This window comes from Photobacterium phosphoreum (genome assembly GCF_002954725.1).
GTDB classification, from domain to species: domain Bacteria; phylum Pseudomonadota; class Gammaproteobacteria; order Enterobacterales; family Vibrionaceae; genus Photobacterium; species Photobacterium phosphoreum.
Genome location: NZ_MSCQ01000002.1, coordinates 1,304,826 through 1,324,018 on the forward strand (window position 1 = coordinate 1,304,826; position 19,193 = coordinate 1,324,018).

General features: G+C 38.7%; 18 protein-coding genes. 8 read left to right on the plus strand and 10 right to left on the minus strand.

The features are described from left to right. Window positions 1-88 precede the first annotated feature (88 nt). Together BTO21_RS17670 and BTO21_RS17675 are read left to right on the plus strand one after the other, a co-directional pair. On the plus strand, window positions 89-493 hold the full coding sequence (locus BTO21_RS17670) for a DUF4332 domain-containing protein (RefSeq protein ID WP_045030213.1): 405 nt from the start codon (window positions 89-91) through the stop codon (window positions 491-493). A 42-nt stretch (window positions 494-535) separates the two neighbouring features. Continuing rightward, complete coding sequence (locus BTO21_RS17675) at window positions 536-817, plus strand: DUF1496 domain-containing protein (RefSeq protein ID WP_052672674.1); 282 nt, start codon at window positions 536-538, stop codon at window positions 815-817. 117 nt (window positions 818-934) lie between these two features. Here BTO21_RS17675 and BTO21_RS17680 read toward each other — a convergent pair whose 3' ends face one another. From BTO21_RS17680 to BTO21_RS17705, 6 genes are all read right to left on the minus strand, one after another. Beyond that, entirely contained in the window at window positions 935-1,234 is a 300-nt protein-coding gene (locus BTO21_RS17680; RefSeq protein ID WP_045030210.1) for a DUF406 family protein, read from the minus strand. 126 nt (window positions 1,235-1,360) lie between these two features. Beyond that, complete coding sequence (locus tag BTO21_RS17685) at window positions 1,361-3,286, minus strand: RecQ family ATP-dependent DNA helicase (RefSeq protein ID WP_045030208.1); 1,926 nt, start codon at window positions 3,284-3,286, stop codon at window positions 1,361-1,363. 211 nt (window positions 3,287-3,497) lie between these two features. Beyond that, complete coding sequence (locus BTO21_RS17690) at window positions 3,498-4,934, minus strand: amidohydrolase family protein (protein ID WP_045030206.1); 1,437 nt, start codon at window positions 4,932-4,934, stop codon at window positions 3,498-3,500. Between the two features lie 100 nt (window positions 4,935-5,034). Next, window positions 5,035-5,751, minus strand: a complete 717-nt coding sequence (locus tag BTO21_RS17695; RefSeq protein ID WP_232572734.1) for a LuxR family transcriptional regulator — start codon at window positions 5,749-5,751, stop codon at window positions 5,035-5,037. 285 nt (window positions 5,752-6,036) lie between these two features. Then, entirely contained in the window at window positions 6,037-6,915 is an 879-nt protein-coding gene (locus BTO21_RS17700; protein ID WP_045030202.1) for a phospholipase A, read from the minus strand. Between the two features lie 167 nt (window positions 6,916-7,082). Further along, entirely contained in the window at window positions 7,083-8,126 is a 1,044-nt protein-coding gene (locus BTO21_RS17705) for an alkene reductase (protein WP_045030200.1), read from the minus strand. 124 nt (window positions 8,127-8,250) lie between these two features. Here BTO21_RS17705 and BTO21_RS17710 point away from each other — a divergent pair, with 124 nt between their 5' ends. Beyond that, window positions 8,251-8,829 carry a TetR/AcrR family transcriptional regulator gene (locus BTO21_RS17710; protein WP_045030198.1) on the plus strand — a complete coding sequence of 193 codons (579 nt, stop codon included), beginning with the start codon at window positions 8,251-8,253 and terminating at the stop codon, window positions 8,827-8,829. Between the two features lie 131 nt (window positions 8,830-8,960). On the opposite strand, the gene BTO21_RS17715 is transcribed toward BTO21_RS17710, so the two are convergent. Further along, complete coding sequence (locus BTO21_RS17715) at window positions 8,961-11,999, minus strand: efflux RND transporter permease subunit (RefSeq protein WP_045030196.1); 3,039 nt, start codon at window positions 11,997-11,999, stop codon at window positions 8,961-8,963. Between the two features lie 5 nt (window positions 12,000-12,004). Beyond that, a complete protein-coding gene (locus BTO21_RS17720) occupies window positions 12,005-13,114 on the minus strand; it encodes an efflux RND transporter periplasmic adaptor subunit (RefSeq protein ID WP_045030269.1) in 1,110 nt (369 codons plus the stop codon). A 207-nt stretch (window positions 13,115-13,321) separates the two neighbouring features. Here BTO21_RS17720 and BTO21_RS17725 point away from each other — a divergent pair, with 207 nt between their 5' ends. Then, window positions 13,322-13,927 carry a TetR/AcrR family transcriptional regulator gene (locus tag BTO21_RS17725; protein ID WP_045030194.1) on the plus strand — a complete coding sequence of 202 codons (606 nt, stop codon included), beginning with the start codon at window positions 13,322-13,324 and terminating at the stop codon, window positions 13,925-13,927. A gap of 138 nt (window positions 13,928-14,065) precedes the next feature. Beyond that, entirely contained in the window at window positions 14,066-14,476 is a 411-nt protein-coding gene (locus BTO21_RS17730) for a YgiW/YdeI family stress tolerance OB fold protein (protein ID WP_045030190.1), read from the plus strand. 61 nt (window positions 14,477-14,537) lie between these two features. On the opposite strand, the gene yidA is transcribed toward BTO21_RS17730, so the two are convergent. Beyond that, the gene (gene yidA, locus BTO21_RS17735; protein WP_045030188.1) at window positions 14,538-15,347 is read right to left on the minus strand and encodes a sugar-phosphatase; all 810 of its coding nucleotides are present in this window, start codon (window positions 15,345-15,347) and stop codon (window positions 14,538-14,540) included. Between the two features lie 278 nt (window positions 15,348-15,625). Here yidA and BTO21_RS17740 point away from each other — a divergent pair, with 278 nt between their 5' ends. From BTO21_RS17740 to BTO21_RS17750, 3 genes are read left to right on the plus strand one after another with little or no spacing between them, the layout of a single operon-like run. Next, window positions 15,626-16,597, plus strand: coding sequence for an ABC transporter substrate-binding protein (locus tag BTO21_RS17740; RefSeq protein ID WP_232572757.1), 972 nt, complete (start codon window positions 15,626-15,628; stop codon window positions 16,595-16,597). Window positions 16,598-16,614: 17 nt separating this feature from the next. Then, window positions 16,615-17,511, plus strand: a complete 897-nt coding sequence (locus tag BTO21_RS17745; protein ID WP_045030184.1) for an ABC transporter permease — start codon at window positions 16,615-16,617, stop codon at window positions 17,509-17,511. Then, window positions 17,508-18,722, plus strand: a complete 1,215-nt coding sequence (locus tag BTO21_RS17750; RefSeq protein WP_045030182.1) for a quaternary amine ABC transporter ATP-binding protein — start codon at window positions 17,508-17,510, stop codon at window positions 18,720-18,722. The genes BTO21_RS17745 and BTO21_RS17750 overlap by 4 nt, the downstream gene beginning before the upstream one ends. Window positions 18,723-18,809: 87 nt before the next feature. On the opposite strand, the gene BTO21_RS19990 is transcribed toward BTO21_RS17750, so the two are convergent. Further along, the gene (locus BTO21_RS19990) at window positions 18,810-19,154 is read right to left on the minus strand and encodes a hypothetical protein (RefSeq protein WP_045030181.1); all 345 of its coding nucleotides are present in this window, start codon (window positions 19,152-19,154) and stop codon (window positions 18,810-18,812) included. Window positions 19,155-19,193 lie beyond the last annotated feature (39 nt).

Below are 19,193 nucleotides of genomic sequence, written 5' to 3' on the forward strand. Positions count from 1 at the left end.
GATTTTTTGTTTCTAAGTTATGCGGTATTTTGAGTTTTATTGGCTATATTTTTCAGATAGGTATAACTAGAAAATAATCGGAGTAAAAATGACAAAGCTCGTTAGTATTGAAGGAATCGGTGAAACTTACGCAGCAAAGCTAGCTGCTATTGAAGTTACCACAATCGAACAATTATTAGAACTTGGTTCAAAACCGAGTGGGCGTAAAATGCTGGCTGAAAAAACAGAAATTAGCAGTAAACTTATCTTAAAGTGGCTGAATCGTGCAGATTTAGCACGAATTAAAGGGGTTAGTACCCAATATGCTGATTTATTAGAGTCTGCAGGTGTTGATACGGTACCAGAGCTAGCGCAACGTAATGCTGAAAATTTGCAGACTAAAATGGTTGAAGTCAATGAAGCGAAAGCATTAGTACGCCATTTGCCACCACTTTCAGCTGTGGAAGATTGGATCTCACAAGCAAAACTATTACCACGTGCAATTGATTATTAAGCTTAGCATAAGGCTGTAAATGGTAGTGAATAAGGACGGAATATGCATTTTTTAAAGCATGGATGGCTTGTTATTATCGGGGTTATGGGTTTTGTTGCGATCAGTAATGCCAAACAATACAGCACTGATACTCTACCTATTATTCAATCTGCTGCTCAATTACAGTTGGACTTATTACCGCAACGCCATTGTTTATATGCGGGAAAAGCGTATTCATTAGGGGCAATTATCCGTACAGATAATATTGTATTGGAATGTCGTTCAGCGCAAGATATTGAGCTCAATGGTCCTTTAAAGTGGGTTATACGTGAGCAATCACCATAACTTTTAATATTTCAAATTAACAATAAAGCCAGCTTCAGATTTACCCTATAAAAATCAGATAAAGCTGTTTACTGGCTTCATTAATTATCAAAATAGTAACTTATACTTATTGATAAATTATTTCGCTAGAGAGCGGCTTTTTAGTTCAAAAATTAACTTTTCAGCGCTACATTCAAATTGAATACGTGCTGTTAATTCTGTACTTGTTTCATCAACAGGCGTTGTTTCTACTTTAAAGCTCGCATTCACTTGTTTTGCTAACGCTAGGTAGTTTGCAAGTTCTAGTTCTAATGCTGTTTTACCTTTTGCGAAAATTTGAACATCAGCGATATCATCATTTTCTTTGATCATAAAGCCCATTTCAGCTGAAACACCACAAGCATCGCAAGGTTGGTATTCTTGGTTTTCTGTTGTCATAACTTTACTTCCTATTAGTTAGTTTTAGCATTTTAAAGCGATGTGAGTCAGATCGCCATTGATTAATATGAAAAGTCAGTTTTTAGCTATTAAAGTGCTAAGTTACAATAACTGGTGGTTATTTATTCAACAATTACTGTGGTATAAGCGGCAAATATGGTCGAAAGTTTGTTGAAAAGGATAGGCTTCTAATACGCCAAATCCTTCAATTTGTTTTGCTTTGAGTTTGCTATTTAGCGGCGTGCTCATGCCATGCAGAAAACGGGTAATTGCAGCCATTGAAGGGGCGCTACTATTACGTTGAATAAATCCATCACTCCATGTTGTCATTTGTTGATCAGTAATTTCTGGCAGTGTCGGTAACGCAGGTAAAGTAATGGTTTTACCGCGGCAGACCGAGCAGTGACCACATTGTTTTGGTGCATGATGATCAGCAAAATAGCTGGCTAATTTGTGGCTTAGACACGTTTTACTTTCAAAAAAAGCAATCATATTTTCAATACGGTGAATCTCACTATGCTCTTTTTGTTGAAATAATTGATACAATGCTTCTGTTTCAGTTTCAATATCAAATTGATTCTGATTAATACGGTAAACATCGGTCATTTGTTTACTTTCAAGGGTGATCCAGCCTTGTTCGTTCAAATAATCAATGGCTGCGACAACCCGTTTTCTATCGACTTGGTAGCCTTGCCACAATGCGTCCATATCTAAGGTATGCCAAACCCGAGCTTTGGGTGAGCAGGCAAAAATTGTTTCAATAAATTGGCGGCGTTCACCTTGGAAACGTTGGGCAATATCATGCTGTGAAATATTCATTTTGTAGCGATAATCCGCAAAATAGGTGAACATCGGTTCAATAATGTGGCGAATTTCAAGATAGACTAATAATGTTTTAAGCGGCAATAAGCGAATGTTACTGTCTTTCGATAAGCGTCCACTCATTATTTCCCATTGCTGATCTTGGGCCTGTATTTCACGTAAAACATAAGCAATAGCACTGCGATCTGGAGTGTCACCAAAGACAAAGTTTTCTAATACATTCAGTCCGGACTTATTCGCGATAACAGTACATTGTGAAATTTCACCATCGCGTCCTGCGCGACCAATTTCTTGGCTGTAATTCTCAATTGATTTGGGTAAATCAAAATGAATTACTTGGCGAATATTGGATTTATCGATTCCCATGCCAAAAGCGATGGTAGCCACGATACAATTGATGTCGCCATTCATAAATTGTTGTTGAATGCTATGACGGCGCTCTGCGTCCATACCTGCATGATAGGCTTGTGCTGGAAAATGACTGCGGCTTAATGCTGCTGCAACTTGCTCTGCTGTGTGTTGTAAGGTGACATAAACAATAGAGGGTTCATTACTTCGTTGTGAGAGCTGGTGCGTAAGGGTATCTATTTTTTCATCTTCGTCAGCGGCTAATACGGTTAAATCAAGGTTATTACGGTAAAAGCCAGTCACAATTATATTATCTTTATCGATGGCAAATTTATCCTGCATATCTTGAATAACTGCTGGAGTTGCTGTCGCGGTAAGCAATAGAACTTGAGGGATATTCAATGCTTGCTGGTAATGAGGCAGTTTCAGATAGTCGGGACGGAAGTTGTGACCCCATTCTGAAATACAGTGTGCTTCATCAACCACTAATAATGAAATGGGAATTTGACCAATAAAATGGCGAAAACGTTCATTTTTTAGACGTTCAACCGATATCATTAGGACTTTGATTTCACCTTGACGGATCTGCTGCATCACTTGTTGTGTTTGTTGCCATGTTTGGCTGGAATCAATCGAGGCCGCTGGAATATTTTTGGTGGCTAAAAAGTCGAGTTGATCTTTCATTAATGCTAATAGCGGTGAAATGACCAAAGTAAGATGGGGTAATTCAATCGCGGGTAATTGATAACATAATGATTTCCCTGATCCTGTCGGAAATATTGCAGCCGTAGAATGGCCATTGAGGACACGGGTAATGACTTCTTCTTGTCCGAGGCGTAAAGAATCAAAGCCAAAATATTTTTTAAGTGTTTGATGATACATGTATTAATACCCGCTAATCATTGATTGGTCGCTATCATACCGTATTGATTTACGGAAAGGTAAAAAGCAGGGCTAAAGTTAAGTTATTTCTGGCGAGGTTATTCTCATTTTAAATGAAGTAGATGTATTGTTGCATTAAAAATTGTTGAGTATGTAAGGGCTTATTGTCCTTACATACTGTATTTTGATTATTAAGAGAGGGGGAGATATATTATTTCATGAGACTGGGTGATGTTATGGCTTTCTTTGCCAACTCTTTAGCAAATTCACTGATATCCGCTTCAATAGCACGAATATGGCGAGTGACATCGGTAGTATCTATTTGTGTCATTTGACGTTGTTCCATCACAATATTGCCATTAACTATCGTTGTGCTGACATTGCTTGGATTTGCTTGATAAACCAAAGTGGCATAAGGGTTGTAATTGGGCATCATGTTAGCTGATTGGGTTTCAACAATAATAACATCGGCTTTTTTACCCACTTCAAGTGAACCTATTTTATCATCCATATGCAGTGCGCGAGCACCACCAATGGTGGCTAATTCAATTACCTGTTCTGGGATCATGATAGTACGATCGTTATGCTTTAAACGCTGCATATTAGCGGCATAACTTAGTGTGCGCCATAGATCGACTTGATTGGAACTCATCGGACCATCGGTGCCTAAACCCATTGGTAACTGTTGTTGATACATCTCCCATGCAGGTGCAATACCCGTTGCGCCTTTTGCGTTTGCCATTGGATTATAAGCAACACCCGCCCCTGACTGTTTAATTAAATCAATGTCAGCTTGGTCAATATGAATAGCATGAGCAAGTACCATCCGTTGATCTAAAACACCAATGTCTTTAAGCCAAGCGACAGGGCTGAGTTTTTTAGGGTTGTCACTAATGCGTGCTGCTTCGTTGCCAAATTCGCCAACATGAATTAAAACGGGAACATTGAGCTTTTTTGAGAGCATATTGATTTGTTGGAGTTTTTCTTTTGAGACCGTATAAGCGGCATGAGGCGCAAAAGCAGGGGTAATTAACGGGTCATTTTTATAATCGTTAATAAATTTCTGACCATACTCAAGACCGCCATACGGTTGTTTTGCATCAACGACTGGGAATTTTATGACGGTTTCACCTAAAATGGCACGCAAACCGACTTCTTTGGTCGCTTTGGCCATTTCATCGACATGATAATACATGTCTGCAAAAGTAGTGACACCGCTTTGTGCTAAATCAATTGCGCCAAGGCGAGTCGCTTGATAAATCAGTTCACGGCTGAGCTTTTCGCTTTCAAGGGGAAAGAAGTAAGCAAATAAACGGTTTTCGATGCCTTCTTCACCTAAACCTCGAAAAGCAATCATCGGCAAATGGTTATGGGTATTTATCATACCAGGCATCACAATCCCATTTTGGGCATCAATAATGCGTGCTGCTTGGTATTGAGCTAATAACGATTGATCACCAACTGCAACAATGGTGTCGTTATTGATAACGACCACCCCATTATTAATCAGCTGTTTTTTGTTATCCATGGTTATAACTTGCCCATTTTTAATGATTAAACTTGCTTGGGGAAGGGATGGTTTTGTTACTAACGAACTGCAGCCTGAAATAAGCAATAGGGTTGTTATTAAACTGATTTTGATACGCATTGATAGCCAATAATAAAAAGAAAGATAATTGGCGGGATTATAGATGCAAAGTAATGTAACTAAACAATCCTTTGCTTAAGTTACCATGATTTTTGTGAGCTTAATCTAGTTGTTCATTATTATTAATAATAATCGACAGTGGAGTTTTAAATAATTGTGCTGGTATTAATGATAACCAACCATTGCCTCGAGCATATTCAATTAATCCGGCACGACTTGAAATACCATAGCAAGCAAATCGAATGACTAAATTTGCTATTTGTTTTTCTACAGCCTTAGGTGTTCGGTGAATAAGCTGAGCTATTTGTTTAGTTTGTCGGCCTCGTAATAACCAAAATAAAACAATTTCTTGTGCTGGCGTTAATTTTGGTTCTAATGGTCGAGTTGTGCTAAATGATAAATTTGATTTGTTAGCCGCAAGAACCTCTGCAAAAGAGGCCATATTTATCCAATCTTTTACTTTGCTTGCTGTAAATTGAATCCCCCAAGGTTCACCATTAATAATAATGGGTTGTTTAATAAACGTATATGCATCCATACCATAAGAGTAATTATGTACATCTATGGTTACTATCGTTTTATTTTGAGCTAATGCTAATTTATCTTGCTCAACAAAAACGTCAGAAAATGCAGCAGTGTCACATGGTAAGTCGTTATCTTTTAATCCTTTTATATCTGGCGGGGCATTAACAAGATCTCTATAAGCATCATTGGCATATTCGAAAATACCTTCTTTCGATTTTAAGCCTGCAGGGTAGGGAGATAACGACAGCATGTGAATTAATACTGATAAGTATGTTGATTGATTAATATTCACAGGATCATTTTATCAAAAATTCATTTTAGTAATAATAGTTATAATTGGGGTAAATCCCCGATTATGCTAGTATATTTAAAACATATAATATTCTATGAGTAAAGAAATAATTATTTAAAGAAGACATAAAATATTTTATTTTAAATTAGTAATATTCTAGAAGTAGCATAGTGATGTTTATTTGTATTTTGAAAGTACAAAAAATATTATTTTCATCTCTAGTTTTTATGAACTCTGTTTATATGCATCTAATTCTAGAGATAAAAAATAATATTAATTGTTTAATTAAAATGAAAAACCAATACCGCCAGCATTATCATAATGATTATAGTCTGAAATAGAAATACCATAGCCGCTTTCAAATATTAGGTATCCACGTAGACGCTTATAAATAGGGAAATTTAACGTCACTTTTTCATAGCCGCGCGAGAAGCCACTTTCTAGTGCATTTCGTACTGTAAAAGTGATCATCGTTTTGCCATCAATATTCCAATTCATACTGATACGACCATAGCCAAGGTAGCTATTGATGTCCTTGTTATAGTCTTTAGCGCCAAAATCAAGTCGTGCCCAAGGTTTAATGCTTAATGTTAAGGCGTCCTTTTTGAACGTCATATCAATAAAAGCCCGATTCCAGCTGCGTTCTTGTTCTCCACCTCGGCCATTAGACTCATGAACTAAGCCTAGTGTACTACTCACATAGTGAAAACCATTGGTATAGGTTGTTTTAGTCGGGAATGTCCAAAAAACAGAAGGTTCGTATTCGGTATCTCTAAAGAAAGCGGATGATGCATAGGCTTGCCAGTTTGAGCGCTGTGTGTAGGCAAAATACAATTGGTCATTGTCATATAAAATACCGGAAAATAAGCGGTATTTTAAACTGATTTGAAAATTGACATTATAGTTACTTAATTTACCATCTTCAGGTATAACTGATTGATATTCTTTGTAGTTCGGTGATTGAGTATAATAGAAAGGTAGAACAAAGTTATCTTTATATTGCTCTAAAAGTAACGCATTATTACTGTCGTAGTTTAGAGAATTATTAATTGACGTTGAAAGAGGTTCATCAGCATAGGCATGAGCAGCATAGCCACTCGTTACGATAAATAAACCCGTTAAAAGTATGTTTTGGTTAAACTGTTTTGGTCTGATATTGTTCATTATTTTCTATCATTATTATTTTTGGCTATTGTTATCATAAGAGCTAAACTAGGCTTTTGTCTATCGATACAAATGCAAACAATGATTTTTCGTTATTTATCTCTAAATTATTAAAATAGGTAAAATAAACGCCTTAATAATATGAGATTAAGGCGTAAAATAATAGATTAAATCAATTGTGCAAGCATCGTATCGTCATACGGAGTAAGCGGTTGACCTGCTTGTACTTTTTTGACGTAATCTGGATTGGCGATGAGTGGACGACCAATCGCAAGTAAATCAAATTTCCCTGCGGCAATGGCATCACTGCCTGATTGTGGGCTATAGCAGCCAACACCAATTAAAGTACGTTGATAATGGGTACGCATATAATGCGATACACTACCATTAAGATAGTCAAAATTCATGGTGTCATCAAAAATTCCCACATGTAGATACGCTAAGCAACGTTTTTCAACTTCAGGCAGTAAGTAATCAAACACTGCACGATCACGAGCATCACCTTCGAGATTGAAGTAACCTCCTGGTGATAAACGTAAGCCAGTGCGATCACGACCAATACGTTGGCTAATGGCATCAATAACAGCGAGTGGGAAACGTGCCATATTCTCTGGGGTTCCGCCAAATTCATCATCGCGCACATTGGTGTTGAAATGTAGAAATTGATCGAGCAAATAACCATTTGCGCCATGAATTTCGACGCCATCAAATCCGGCATCAATCGCGTTTGCTGCTGCTTGGCTAAAATCAGCCACGAGTTGTTCAATTTCAGCTTTAGTTGCAGGCTTCGGCACTGTGTAAGTGAGTTCGCGCATTCTTGGTAAGGTACCTTCAAGCGCGATAGCGGATGGTGCTAATACATATTCACCACCAAAAAAGAACGGATGAGCGACACGACCGGTATGCCATAGCTGTGCAAAAATTTTGCCACCGTTGTTATGAACCGCATCTGTTACATTGCGCCAACCATTAATTTGCTCTGGCGTAAATAAACCTGGTGTGTGTGGATAACCTTGACCATCAGCACGAATTAAAATGGCTTCCGAGATAATAAGTCCTGTATCAGCACGACGGGCATAATAATCGACCATCGCTTGAGTTGGGACTAAATGGTCATCAGACATACAGCGTGTTAATGGCGCCATAATGATACGGTTTTTTAAGGTTAGCGTGTCGTTAAGTACAACAGGGTTAAATAGGTTATCGAGCATGATTATCACCTCTAATTTGAATGCGCGTTCAAGTTAGGCCTATTTGAGTAATGATTCAAGCTTTTTTTGAATGCTTGTTCAATATTAAGTAAACTAAGCAAAGGTAAAGCAAAAGAGAGTCATTATGCGTAGTGCTGAATTTGATCGCGATCAGGTGTTACTATCTGCAATGGATGTTTTTATAACAAAAGGTTATAGCAACACCAGTATGCAAGATTTAAAAAAAGCGACAGGACTTCATCCTGGTTCAATTTATTGTGCATTTAACAATAAACGTGGGTTGTTATTAGCGGCATTAGAACATTACCGTGATCAGCGTTACGCGCAGTTTGTGACTTTATTTTCTCAATCCTCGTCGGTAATCAGTGCAATTGAATCTTATCTAGAGCACGTTGTTGATGAATGTGAACGTGAGCAGATTAAAGATTGTTTATTGCAAAAAGCATTGAGTGAACTTGCTCAACAAGATGTTGAAGTTGCTGATGTTATTAGCCAGATGTTGAAACAATGGCAGCAGACATTGGCCGAACAACTTGCATTAGCGCAGCAAAGACATGAAATTAATGACCAGCGTGATAGCCAACAGCTAGCACAATTTTTAGTGATGGGAATTTATGGTCTTCGTACTTTCTCTCATACACGTCCTGAACCTGGGGTGATACGACGTTTAGCCGCTGATCTGATGGCTTATATTCAACAATAGCGACCATAACAATGGCCATCATTTTGACGATTGTTAAAAAATATTGGCATATAAAATCGACATATAAAAAAGGGAGTCAACATCAATGATGTGACTCCCTTTTTGTTTAGTTGTTATTGCGAAGTAGGTGGTTATTCCACTTTAACGCGGAACAATACCGCATACAGTAATGGAATCACGACTAATGTTAGGATGGTTGCGAACAACAGACCAAACATAATCGTTACCGCCATACTCTTAAAGAATGGGTCTACCAGTAATGGAGCCACACCTAAAATCGTTGTAAATGCACCAAGCAATACTGGTCGAGCACGGCTAAGTGCCGAATCAATAATAGCTTGATATGGCGTTTTACCCGCAGCTATTTCAACATCGGTTTGGTCTACCAATACAATGGCATTTTTCACCATCATACCAATTAAGCTTAGGAAGCCCAGAATAGCCATAAATTCAAATGGCGTTTGGAAGATCACTAAGCCAACCGTTACGCCCACTAAAGCAAAAGGTACAGTTAACCAAATCACTAATGGCTGACGAATAGCGTTAAACATAAAGATCACCGCTAAAATCATTGCTGCAAAGCCGTAAGGGGCAGAGCTAGCAAGACCAGCATTAGCGTCATTTGATGCTTTATATTCACCGTACCATGTCAACTCGTAGCCTGGCGGTAATTCAATTGCCTCAACCTTACCGCGTAGATCATTAAAAGCATCTGCCGTAAAGACTCCTGGTGCAGGGTCTGCCTGAACCAAAATCGTTGGAATACGGTTAATACGGCGTAGGATTGCATCTTCCCAAGCAACATTCACTGATTCAATTAACTGACTCACTGGAATTAAATTATTGACCATACGGCTGTAAACTTGTGTATTTTCAATCGCACGTTCATGAGTACGTTCATTATCTGGCGCACGCACAACGATAGGGATTAAATCATTACCTTCACGGTAAACACCAATGTTACGACCTGTTAACGTTTGTGCAATTGCTTGGCTTATTTCTTGATTCGTTAAGCCAAAACGTTGTGCTTTTTCAGTTGAATATACAGGTTTAATCACTGGAACTTGCTGACGCCAATCATCTTGAACAGCGATTAAGTTCGGATCACTAAGCATAATAGCTTTAGCTTGTTCTGCAAGGTCACGTAATACCTTGCTATCAGGGCCTTTAAATCCAGCTTCAATTTTCTTACCGCCGCCACGACCAAGCATGAACTTCCATACTTTGATTGATGCTTCAGGGTATTTAATATCAAGCTCTTTTTGGAGTTCAACCAACAATGGCGCAATATTACGGTAATCATCAATATCGATCAGTAATTGACCATAGCTTGGATTTCGAGCTTCGGGAGCATAAGTCAGCATGAAGCGTAAACCGCCACCACCGATAAAGCTTGAAATATTACTGATACCAGGTTTTTGTTTAACGTCTTGCTCTATGTTAGCAACAACGGTTTGAGTGTTTTGAATATCAGTACCTTGCGGCAGGTACACATCAACCACAAATTGTGCACGTTGTGACTCCGGCATAAAGCCCGGTGGCACATATTTCACGCCCCAGATAGCACCAACAAGAGTAGCAACCAGTAATAAACCTGTCGTCTTACGGTGAAGAAGTACCCACGATAATAAGCCTTTGTAGCCAGTAACAACTTTGCTTGGTTTATCGGTATCTGTTTTCACTTTTACTTTTAGGAACTGGTGACACAGTAGTGGTGTAACTGTAACGGCAAACAACCAACTTAATAGCATTGAATAAAGGATAACCCAGAACAATGATCCTGCGTATTCACCCATATCTGATGGTGATAGACCGATAGCACTGAATGCACAGATACCAACAACCGTACCGCCTAATAGTGGCCATTTAGTTGCATTAACGACTTCTGGAATAACTACTTCCCGATCTTCGTTATTTTGTAAGCGAACTAAAATACCGTCAGTAACAACAATCGCATTATCAACCAGCATCCCAAGGGCAATAATCAATGCACCTAGAGAAATACGCTGCATCGCAATATCATCAATTAACATGATGCATAGCGTGCCAGCGACGGTCAGTACTAAGACAAAACCGATAATGATCCCTGAACGAACGCCCATAAACAGTAAGAGTACGATAAATACAATCACTACTGCGGCAATCAGGTTATCAATGAAGTTTGTAACAGAATCACGGACTGAATCTGATTGCATCGAAATAACATTCAGTTCCATACCCAGTGGACGCTGGCTTTCTAATTCGGCAATACGCGCTTTAACCGCATCACCCATATCGACAACATTACCACCAGTAACATTAGAAATACCAAAGCCTATCGCACGTTCACCATTGTAACGCATCAACATCGATGCTGGTTCTTGGTAACCACGTTTAAGGTTGGCTATATCTTTGAGATGTAAGACGGTGTTGTTATCACCAAGACCTACTTGCAGGTTTTTTAAGTCATTAAAAGAGTTAACATTTGGCGTTGGCATTACCGGAATACGCATGCTATTTGCTGTTAAACTACCTGCGACTGTGACGATATTTTGCTTTTGTAATACGGATAAAACATTATCGATTGATAAACCAAATTTAGCTAAACGCTCACTGGTGAACTCAACAAAAATAGTTTCTTGTTGTTCAGCTAGCGTTGCGGTTTTAGCAACCCCAGGAACAAGTACTAATTCACGACGAAGACTATCGACATAATCAGACAGTTGTTTATCAGTAAATCCTTCACCGGTTACAGCAAAGAATAGTGCGTAAACATCAGAGAAGTCATCGTTAACAATTGATGGACCAGCCCCAGGTGGTAATTGACGCTGGGCATCAGCAATTTTTCGACGTAATTTATCCCATACTTGTTGGAGGTCTGCTTGGCTTTTTGCAAACTCAAGTTTGATCTCAACCGTAACTTCTGACATACCTTGCTTTGAAACTGATTTAACTTCTTTCAGTTCCTGCAATGACTGCACAGCCCCTTCAATAATATCAGTGACTTCATCTGAGACTTCTTGTGCTGTGGCACCGGCATAAGGCGTAATAATTACGGCTTGGCGAATCACAAATTCAGGATCTTCAAAACGTCCTAATTTTAGATAGCTGATGTAGCCACCAATTAAGATGATTGCAATCATCACCCATACACTGGTGCGCTTAGCTATGGTATAGCGAGCGATATCCATTAATCTTATGCTCCGTTTTGAGAGTTATCTGTGTATGGGCGAATTTCCATACCTGTTTTAAGTTTCGATACACCTGCAATAACAATGCGCTCGCCTGCAATCAGACCAGAAGGAACCGTAATGCAATTTTTATTGATGGTGCCAACTTTGATGTAACGTTTTTCTACGATGTTACTGTCAGTAACAACCCAGACGAATTGTTTGTTCTTGTTATCGGGTACGACTGCCGTTAGCGGTACAATTAACGGGTTGTTTTTATTGTCGATATAGTCTTCAGGGCATTCAGCAACATTCGGTGTTACTTTGACGGGCATACCAGGCAGAATATTCAAGCCTTTCGAATCATCCAACCCCAAAACAATTGAGAATGTTTGCGTAATCGGATCCGCTTGCGTTGAGTAAGTACGTAGACTCAACGGTAATAAGTGACCTGGAATATTGGTAATTTCAGCGTTAGCTTTTTTACATTTCATGCCACTTAGCATCACGATGTCAGGAATGTTAATCACGACTTCTAGATTATCTAGATTATGCAATGTTAGTACTGATGTATTCGCTTGAATTTGAATGTGATTATCAATCAACTTACGACCAATGATGCCATCAAATGGTGCTTTTAGTTGGGTATAAGCTAGCTGATTCTTTGCTTCTTCAAGGCGGTTTTGTGCCAAGTCATAACGTGTCATTAGTTCATCAAGATCACTTTTAGCGATCGCTTGTGAACTTTCATAAATTGACTTACCACGTAAGTAATCTTTTTTAGTGTTGTTTAATTCCAGTTGTGCCGCTGAAAACGTTGTTTGAGCATCTTTAGGATCTAATTTTGCCAGCAGTTGACCTTTATGTACCTTGTCACCTTCATTTACAAAGATGTGACTAACACGGCCATTAACTTGAAATGACAAATCTGCACGCTCTGCTGAGCGGATCACACCATTAAAATTTAAACTACTGTCAGCTTTAGGCATAACAACTTGAGTCAGGGCGGGACTAATGATAGGCGCGGTGACAGTTGTTTCTTTTTGACTGTCACATCCTGACAACATCACTACCGCTAAAGATAAACTAACGGCCATGGCCAGTTTATTGATTGTTAACGATGTCACATTGGACATTGCTGAATGAGTTTTCACCGTGTTCTCCACTATCATTAGGTTGATGATTAACGTTGGTTAACCATGTACAGTCACCACTGAGGTAAACTAAGAATGCATTCTAGTGATAAAAACCAAATTGTAAACTACGCAGTGTACTTTTTTGTTTCAGATTGTTAGACTGCGCTCATAATCTGAAATAAAAATAGTATGAGGAATCTCTTAAGGATGAAGCAAACTGAGCGTAAGCATCTAGCCATCATTGAAGCTGCGAAAGAAGAGTTTATAACTCACGGATTTTTAGCATCGAATATGGATCGTATATCAACAGAAGCTGCGGTCTCTAAGCGGACGTTATATCGTCACTTTGAGAGTAAAGAGGTGTTATTCGTTTCAGTGCTGACTATCATTCAAGAGTCGGTAACTGAAAATGTTAAGTATGAGTTTGATCCAGAGAAAACATTGACGGAACAACTGACAGCAATTACTTGTCGTGAAGCGGATATTTTGTATTCAACTTATGGTATTCCACTGTCGCGTACCATTGTGATGGAATTTTTACGCCAACCTGACTTAGCGTTAAATTTGATTAAAGATTTATACAGTACAAAAGCGATTACGGATTGGTTTCAGCAAGCAATTGCTGCAGGCTGTATGATTGATAAAAATGTGATGTTGCTGACTAATATTTATATTAGTTTATTTCAGGGACTGCTTTTTTGGCCACAAGTGATGAATATATCACCTAATTGTGAGGGGAAAGTGCTTGAGGATAATATTAATACCGTGGTGTCAGTATTTTTAGCGTCACACATGATAAAAGAATTACCATAAACGTTTTGAGTCTAATTGTTCAGTTATAGGTATTAGATAATAGTATTGCTGAAATTAATCGCTTAGCGTTATACTTTATGTCAGATATGCATTCGAGATATTAAAATCTCATCTAATAATCCTGTGGAAGATAGACAAATGAAAAAATTACTCGTGGCCTCTGCTATTATGTTTTCATCAATGTCAGTGATGGCAGCAACGCAATCAACGCAAGGTGGTTTTAACGGTCCGACTGAAGCGGCTCCACTTGTTCAAGCGAAAGGTGGTTTTAATGGTCCAAGTGCTGTTCCTGTATTAAATACAGTGAAAGCCGCCTCGCATGCTGATGATAATGTTGCCGTAGAACTTACTGGTTATGTTATATCTTCAATTGGTAAAGAAGATTATATGTTCAAAGATGTGACGGGTGAAATTAAAATTGAAATCGACCATAAAGATTGGCATGGAATTACAGTAACACCTACCACTAAAGTGATCATTCGTGGTGAAGTAGATAAAGATTGGACAGTACGTACTATTGACGTTAATACTATTGCTCTTGCACAATAATTAATCATGTTATAGTCGAAAAGAGCCAGCATAAGTGCTGGCTTTTTATGCTTTTCATCAACTAAGCATTAAGAATAAACTTCTCAATTACTTGTGCAACACCACTATTATTATTGGTATCTGTAATATAGTTAGCCATCGCTTTGGTTGCTTCAGTTGCATTGCCCATTGCGACCCCTAATCCTGCAAATTCGATCATATGATGATCATTACCTGCATCGCCCATCGCAATCACTTCATCTTGTTTAATATTTAAGAAATCAGCCAGTGCCTTAACACCGACACCTTTGTTGCTATTGGTGTGCATAAATTCAAGGAAGAAAGGGGCACTTCTTACAATCGTATACTGTTGATATAGCTCAGAAGGTAATTGTGCAATCGCCGCTTCAAGACGATCTTCTTCATCAATAATCATCACTTTCATGATTTCTTCGTTGTCGTCTAACTCTGAGAAGTCAGCGAGTGTGATAGTTAAACCATTAATTTTAGCTTCGTGATCGGTGTAGTAATTATGCGCTGGTGTAATCAGTCCCTGACGGCGAGAAAATGCATGCACATGTACACCCAGATCGTGAGCAATAGCTGCAATCGCTTTGGCATCACTGCCGATTAACGTTTGGCTTCTAACCACTTCTTTACTCGCAACCCGTTGTACTAAAGAGGCGTTATACGACAGCACAAAATCATTATCGCTATCCATATTAAGTTCTTTTAACGCCCATTCCATCCCTTCAATGGGACGACCTGATGCTAATACAACATACACACCTTGTTCGCGCGCTGCAGCAATCGCTTGTTTATTCATCGCTGAAATAGCGCCGTCTGAATTAAGTAATGTGCCGTCCATATCAAGTGCAACTAATTTATACATTGTTATTGTCCATCACGAATAAAATACTAGCGCCATAATAAGCAAAATCAGTCATAAAAACGATAAAAAGTCGTATTTATATTGAGTAAAAAAGTTCTGATATTCGATGAAAAAATAAAGTAAAACGCTCTTTTTTTGTGGTTTATTTGTAATTGAATTGTTGTATTTCTTTGTGTTGCAGTGGTTATTTGTTTAGACTACTAACTATTATGTATGTTTAGTGACAGATAAATAAAGGGAAGTTATTTATGCGTAAGTTAGTTATAGCATCGCTATTTATGGCTAGTTTTTCAGTGCAAGCTGATACAGAAAAAGAATGTGGAAAAGTGACGATTGCTGATATGAATTGGAACTCAGCGACCTTAATTGCCAATGTTGATAGCTTTATTCTACAACATGGTTATGGCTGTGATACTGAATTAGTGCCGGGTGATACGATGCCAACTGGTACATCAATGATTGAAAAAGGTGAGCCTGATATTGCTCCTGAAATGTGGAGTAATTCATTAAAGAGTGCGCTTGATCGTGGTGTCAAAGAAGGGCGTTTAAAATTTGCAGGGCCAACATTCTCTGATGGTGGTGAGGAAGGATTTTGGGTGCCTGAATATATGGTTGAAACAACACCTGAGCTAGCCACCATTGCTGGCATTAAGAAAAATGCCAAGCTCTTTACTCACCCAGAAGATCCAGAACAATCAGCATTTTATGGTTGCCCTGCGGGTTGGAATTGTCAGATCTCCGCTGGTAATTTATTTAAAGCGCTTGATTTAGCAAAATCTGGATTCGATTTAATTGATCCCGGTTCAGGTGCTGGTTTATCGGGTTCTATTGCAAAAGCTTATGAACGTAAACAACCATGGTTTGGCTATTACTGGGCACCAACAGCCGTGTTAGGTAAATATAAAATGGTTAAAGTTGATTTTGGCTCTGGTGTTGATGCCAAATACTTCTCATCGTGCATTACTAGTCCTGAATGTGTTGATCCTAAAGTCACTATGTACCCACCATCAGCAGTGGACACAGTTATTACCACTTCATTTGCTGCGCGTTCAAATGACGCGGTAAAATATTTATCAGCGCGCTCATTTACTAACAGTCAAATGAATGAATTATTGGCATGGATGGAAGATAATCAAGCTGATGGTGAAGCGGTTATGGTGGAATTTTTGACTCAGCATGAAGCGATTTGGACCCAATGGGTATCAACAGATGTCGCTACAAAAGTTAAAGGCGCATTGAAAGATTTATAAGTAACAGGATGATACTTATGTCAAAGGATTCATGGTTAACAGAGTTTCCTCAACTTGAACGAGCACAGTTAGTTGAAATTAGGAAAACATTAGATGGTAGTTATCGTGCTTTTTCTCGCGAATATGGTGATACCATCGAGCGCTTTTTTGATCCATTACTGGCTTTTTTAATTTGGTTTGAAAAACTGTTGCTGGCAACCCCATGGTGGTTAGTGATCGCGGTATTAGCTGCAATTGCTTATGTTGCGAGTCGATCTTGGAAGTTATCACTTGGGGTGGTGATTTCTTTTGTTCTGATTGGTGTTTTTGGCATGTGGGATAATACCATGCGCACCATGAGTATTATTTTAGTATCAACCTTGGTCGCAATAGCAATCGGTATACCAACAGGTATCGCGATGGCAAGATCGGATCGGATCCAGCGTATTGTGACGCCGATGCTCGATGTGATGCAAACCATGCCCGCATTTGTCTACCTAATTCCGGTGGTGATGTTACTGGGTATTGGTAAAATCCCTGGCGTGATAGCGGTGGTGATTTATGCGGTTCCGCCTGTTATTCGTTTAACTAACTTGGGTATTCGTTTAGTGGACGAAGAAGTATTAGAGGCAGCAACAGCGTATGGAGCGAGTCCGATGCAGCGTTTATTTGGCGTGCAAATACCCCTAGCAATGCCCAATATTATGGCGGGTATTAATCAGACCATCATGATGGCGTTAGCGATGGTGGTTATTGCATCGATGATTGGTGTCAAAGGCTTAGGTCAACCGGTACTTAAATCAATTACGAATCAATATTTCACCTTAGGATTGCTCAATGGATTAGCAATTGTGGCATTAGCGATTATTTTTGACCGTATCTCTCAAAGTTATGCTCAACGGAGTCAGCAGCATTTAAGAGGGACACATCAATGAGTAATGAACAACGTACTACTCCGCTTATTCAAGTTAAAAATTTGTATAAAATCTTTGGCCCTAAAGATAAGCAAGTGCTCAAAAAAGTAAAAGCGGGAGAATCTAAAGACGCTATTTTAGCGGAAACGGGCCATACCGTTGGGTTAAGTGATATCAATCTAGATATTTACCCCGGTGAAATCTTTGTCATCATGGGGCTGTCAGGTTCAGGTAAGTCAACATTAATACGCCACTTCAATCGCTTAATTGAACCCACTGAAGGCAGTATTATTATTGAAGATACCGATGTGATGACTCTCAACGCCAAGCAATTGCAAGATTTTCGACGTCATAAAATGTCGATGGTGTTTCAACGCTTTGGTTTAATGCCGCATCGAACAGTATTACAAAATGTTGGTTATGGTTTACATGTTCAAGGGGCTAAACCTGCTCAGTGGCAGCAACAAGCACAACAATGGCTCACCACCGTAGGGCTGGCGGGGTATGAACAAAGTTATCCGGCTAATTTATCGGGAGGACAACAACAACGGGTTGGGCTTGCTCGTGCATTATGTACTAATGCCGAAGTATTATTGATGGATGAGGCTTTTTCTGCATTAGACCCACTGATTCGAAGCGAGATGCAAGATCAATTGATTGAATTACAACAAAAACTGCATAAGACGATTATTTTTATTACTCATGATCTTGATGAAGCATTACGGTTAGGTGATCGTATTGCTATTTTACGTGATGGCAAATTAATTCAGCAGGGTAAACCGGTAGATATTTTACTTAACCCGGCTGATGATTATGTCGAAGCCTTTGTTAAAGATGTCAATCGTGCTCGTGCATTAACTGTTGCTACAGTAATGAAACCACAATGTGTAAGAATTTCAGCTGAAACTATTGGTGAAGCGGTGGCTGAAATGCGGAATGCAAAAGATGATTATGGTTATTTTATTGATGATGACGGTTATCAAGGCGTAATTACTCAACAAACGTTAGAACAAGTTAATGAAGCTGATTATAGCAAAGCCATTGATTTATCTATGCTGAAGACCGTTCCTGCTATTGCAACAGATGCCTTATTAGAAACGGTTATTCCTGAAACATTGGACAGTGACCATCCATTACCGGTGATTAATGAAGACGGTGATGTTACGGGACGATTATCTCGTTCAACATTAGCCGAAGCATTAAGTGATCAAATAAAAGAGCCACAAGATTAAGATGATTAAATCAGAGACTAATCTTGCGGTATATTGATCGTTATCTTGCTTTTTCTTAATAAAAAGCTCCATTGTTGGAGCTTAATTTTACTTATTGATTTTTTGTTGTTCTAAAGAAAATTGATATAAACCGATAATACTGTTTCGTAACCAATGCCAGCATACAAATAAAAGAACCAATGAAAATAATACTGCAGAGATAATCGAATTAAAGGTATCAAGGATCGTATTATTGACCCCAAGGCTTTGCATCAATGAATAACTGATAAATGCAACCATGACAAATGATATTATTAATAGCAGATAAATAATACCGTGCAGATAAATTTTGCATAGCGTAAACAGATGATTAGTAAAGTTATCAACTTTTTCTCGTAATCTATAACATATAGCAGCAAGAATAAGACTAATAATGATACTAAATATAGTCATTGTAATGATGCCAGAATAGCCATAATAAAGGGCTATTAG

What these genes read in the sequence shown, in the direction of transcription:
- BTO21_RS17680 (WP_045030210.1), bottom strand. Translation starts at nt 1,234, where the DNA reads ATGACAACAGAAAACCAAGAATACCAACCTTGCGATGCTTGTGGTGTT.
- BTO21_RS17690 (WP_045030206.1), bottom strand. Translation starts at nt 4,934, where the DNA reads ATGCGTATCAAAATCAGTTTAATAACAACCCTATTGCTTATTTCAGGC.
- BTO21_RS17670 (WP_045030213.1), top strand. Translation starts at nt 89, where the DNA reads ATGACAAAGCTCGTTAGTATTGAAGGAATCGGTGAAACTTACGCAGCA.
- BTO21_RS17705 (WP_045030200.1), bottom strand. Translation starts at nt 8,126, where the DNA reads ATGCTCGATAACCTATTTAACCCTGTTGTACTTAACGACACGCTAACC.
- BTO21_RS17700 (WP_045030202.1), bottom strand. Translation starts at nt 6,915, where the DNA reads ATGAACAATATCAGACCAAAACAGTTTAACCAAAACATACTTTTAACG.
- BTO21_RS17720 (WP_045030269.1), bottom strand. Translation starts at nt 13,114, where the DNA reads ATGTCCAATGTGACATCGTTAACAATCAATAAACTGGCCATGGCCGTT.
- BTO21_RS17715 (WP_045030196.1), bottom strand. Translation starts at nt 11,999, where the DNA reads ATGGATATCGCTCGCTATACCATAGCTAAGCGCACCAGTGTATGGGTG.
- BTO21_RS17710 (WP_045030198.1), top strand. Translation starts at nt 8,251, where the DNA reads ATGCGTAGTGCTGAATTTGATCGCGATCAGGTGTTACTATCTGCAATG.
- BTO21_RS17740 (WP_232572757.1), top strand. Translation starts at nt 15,626, where the DNA reads ATGGCTAGTTTTTCAGTGCAAGCTGATACAGAAAAAGAATGTGGAAAA.
- BTO21_RS17730 (WP_045030190.1), top strand. Translation starts at nt 14,066, where the DNA reads ATGAAAAAATTACTCGTGGCCTCTGCTATTATGTTTTCATCAATGTCA.
- BTO21_RS17685 (WP_045030208.1), bottom strand. Translation starts at nt 3,286, where the DNA reads ATGTATCATCAAACACTTAAAAAATATTTTGGCTTTGATTCTTTACGC.
- BTO21_RS17675 (WP_052672674.1), top strand. Translation starts at nt 536, where the DNA reads ATGCATTTTTTAAAGCATGGATGGCTTGTTATTATCGGGGTTATGGGT.
- BTO21_RS17750 (WP_045030182.1), top strand. Translation starts at nt 17,508, where the DNA reads ATGAGTAATGAACAACGTACTACTCCGCTTATTCAAGTTAAAAATTTG.
- BTO21_RS17725 (WP_045030194.1), top strand. Translation starts at nt 13,322, where the DNA reads ATGAAGCAAACTGAGCGTAAGCATCTAGCCATCATTGAAGCTGCGAAA.
- BTO21_RS17745 (WP_045030184.1), top strand. Translation starts at nt 16,615, where the DNA reads ATGTCAAAGGATTCATGGTTAACAGAGTTTCCTCAACTTGAACGAGCA.
- BTO21_RS19990 (WP_045030181.1), bottom strand. Translation starts at nt 19,154, where the DNA reads ATGACTATATTTAGTATCATTATTAGTCTTATTCTTGCTGCTATATGT.
- yidA (WP_045030188.1), bottom strand. Translation starts at nt 15,347, where the DNA reads ATGTATAAATTAGTTGCACTTGATATGGACGGCACATTACTTAATTCA.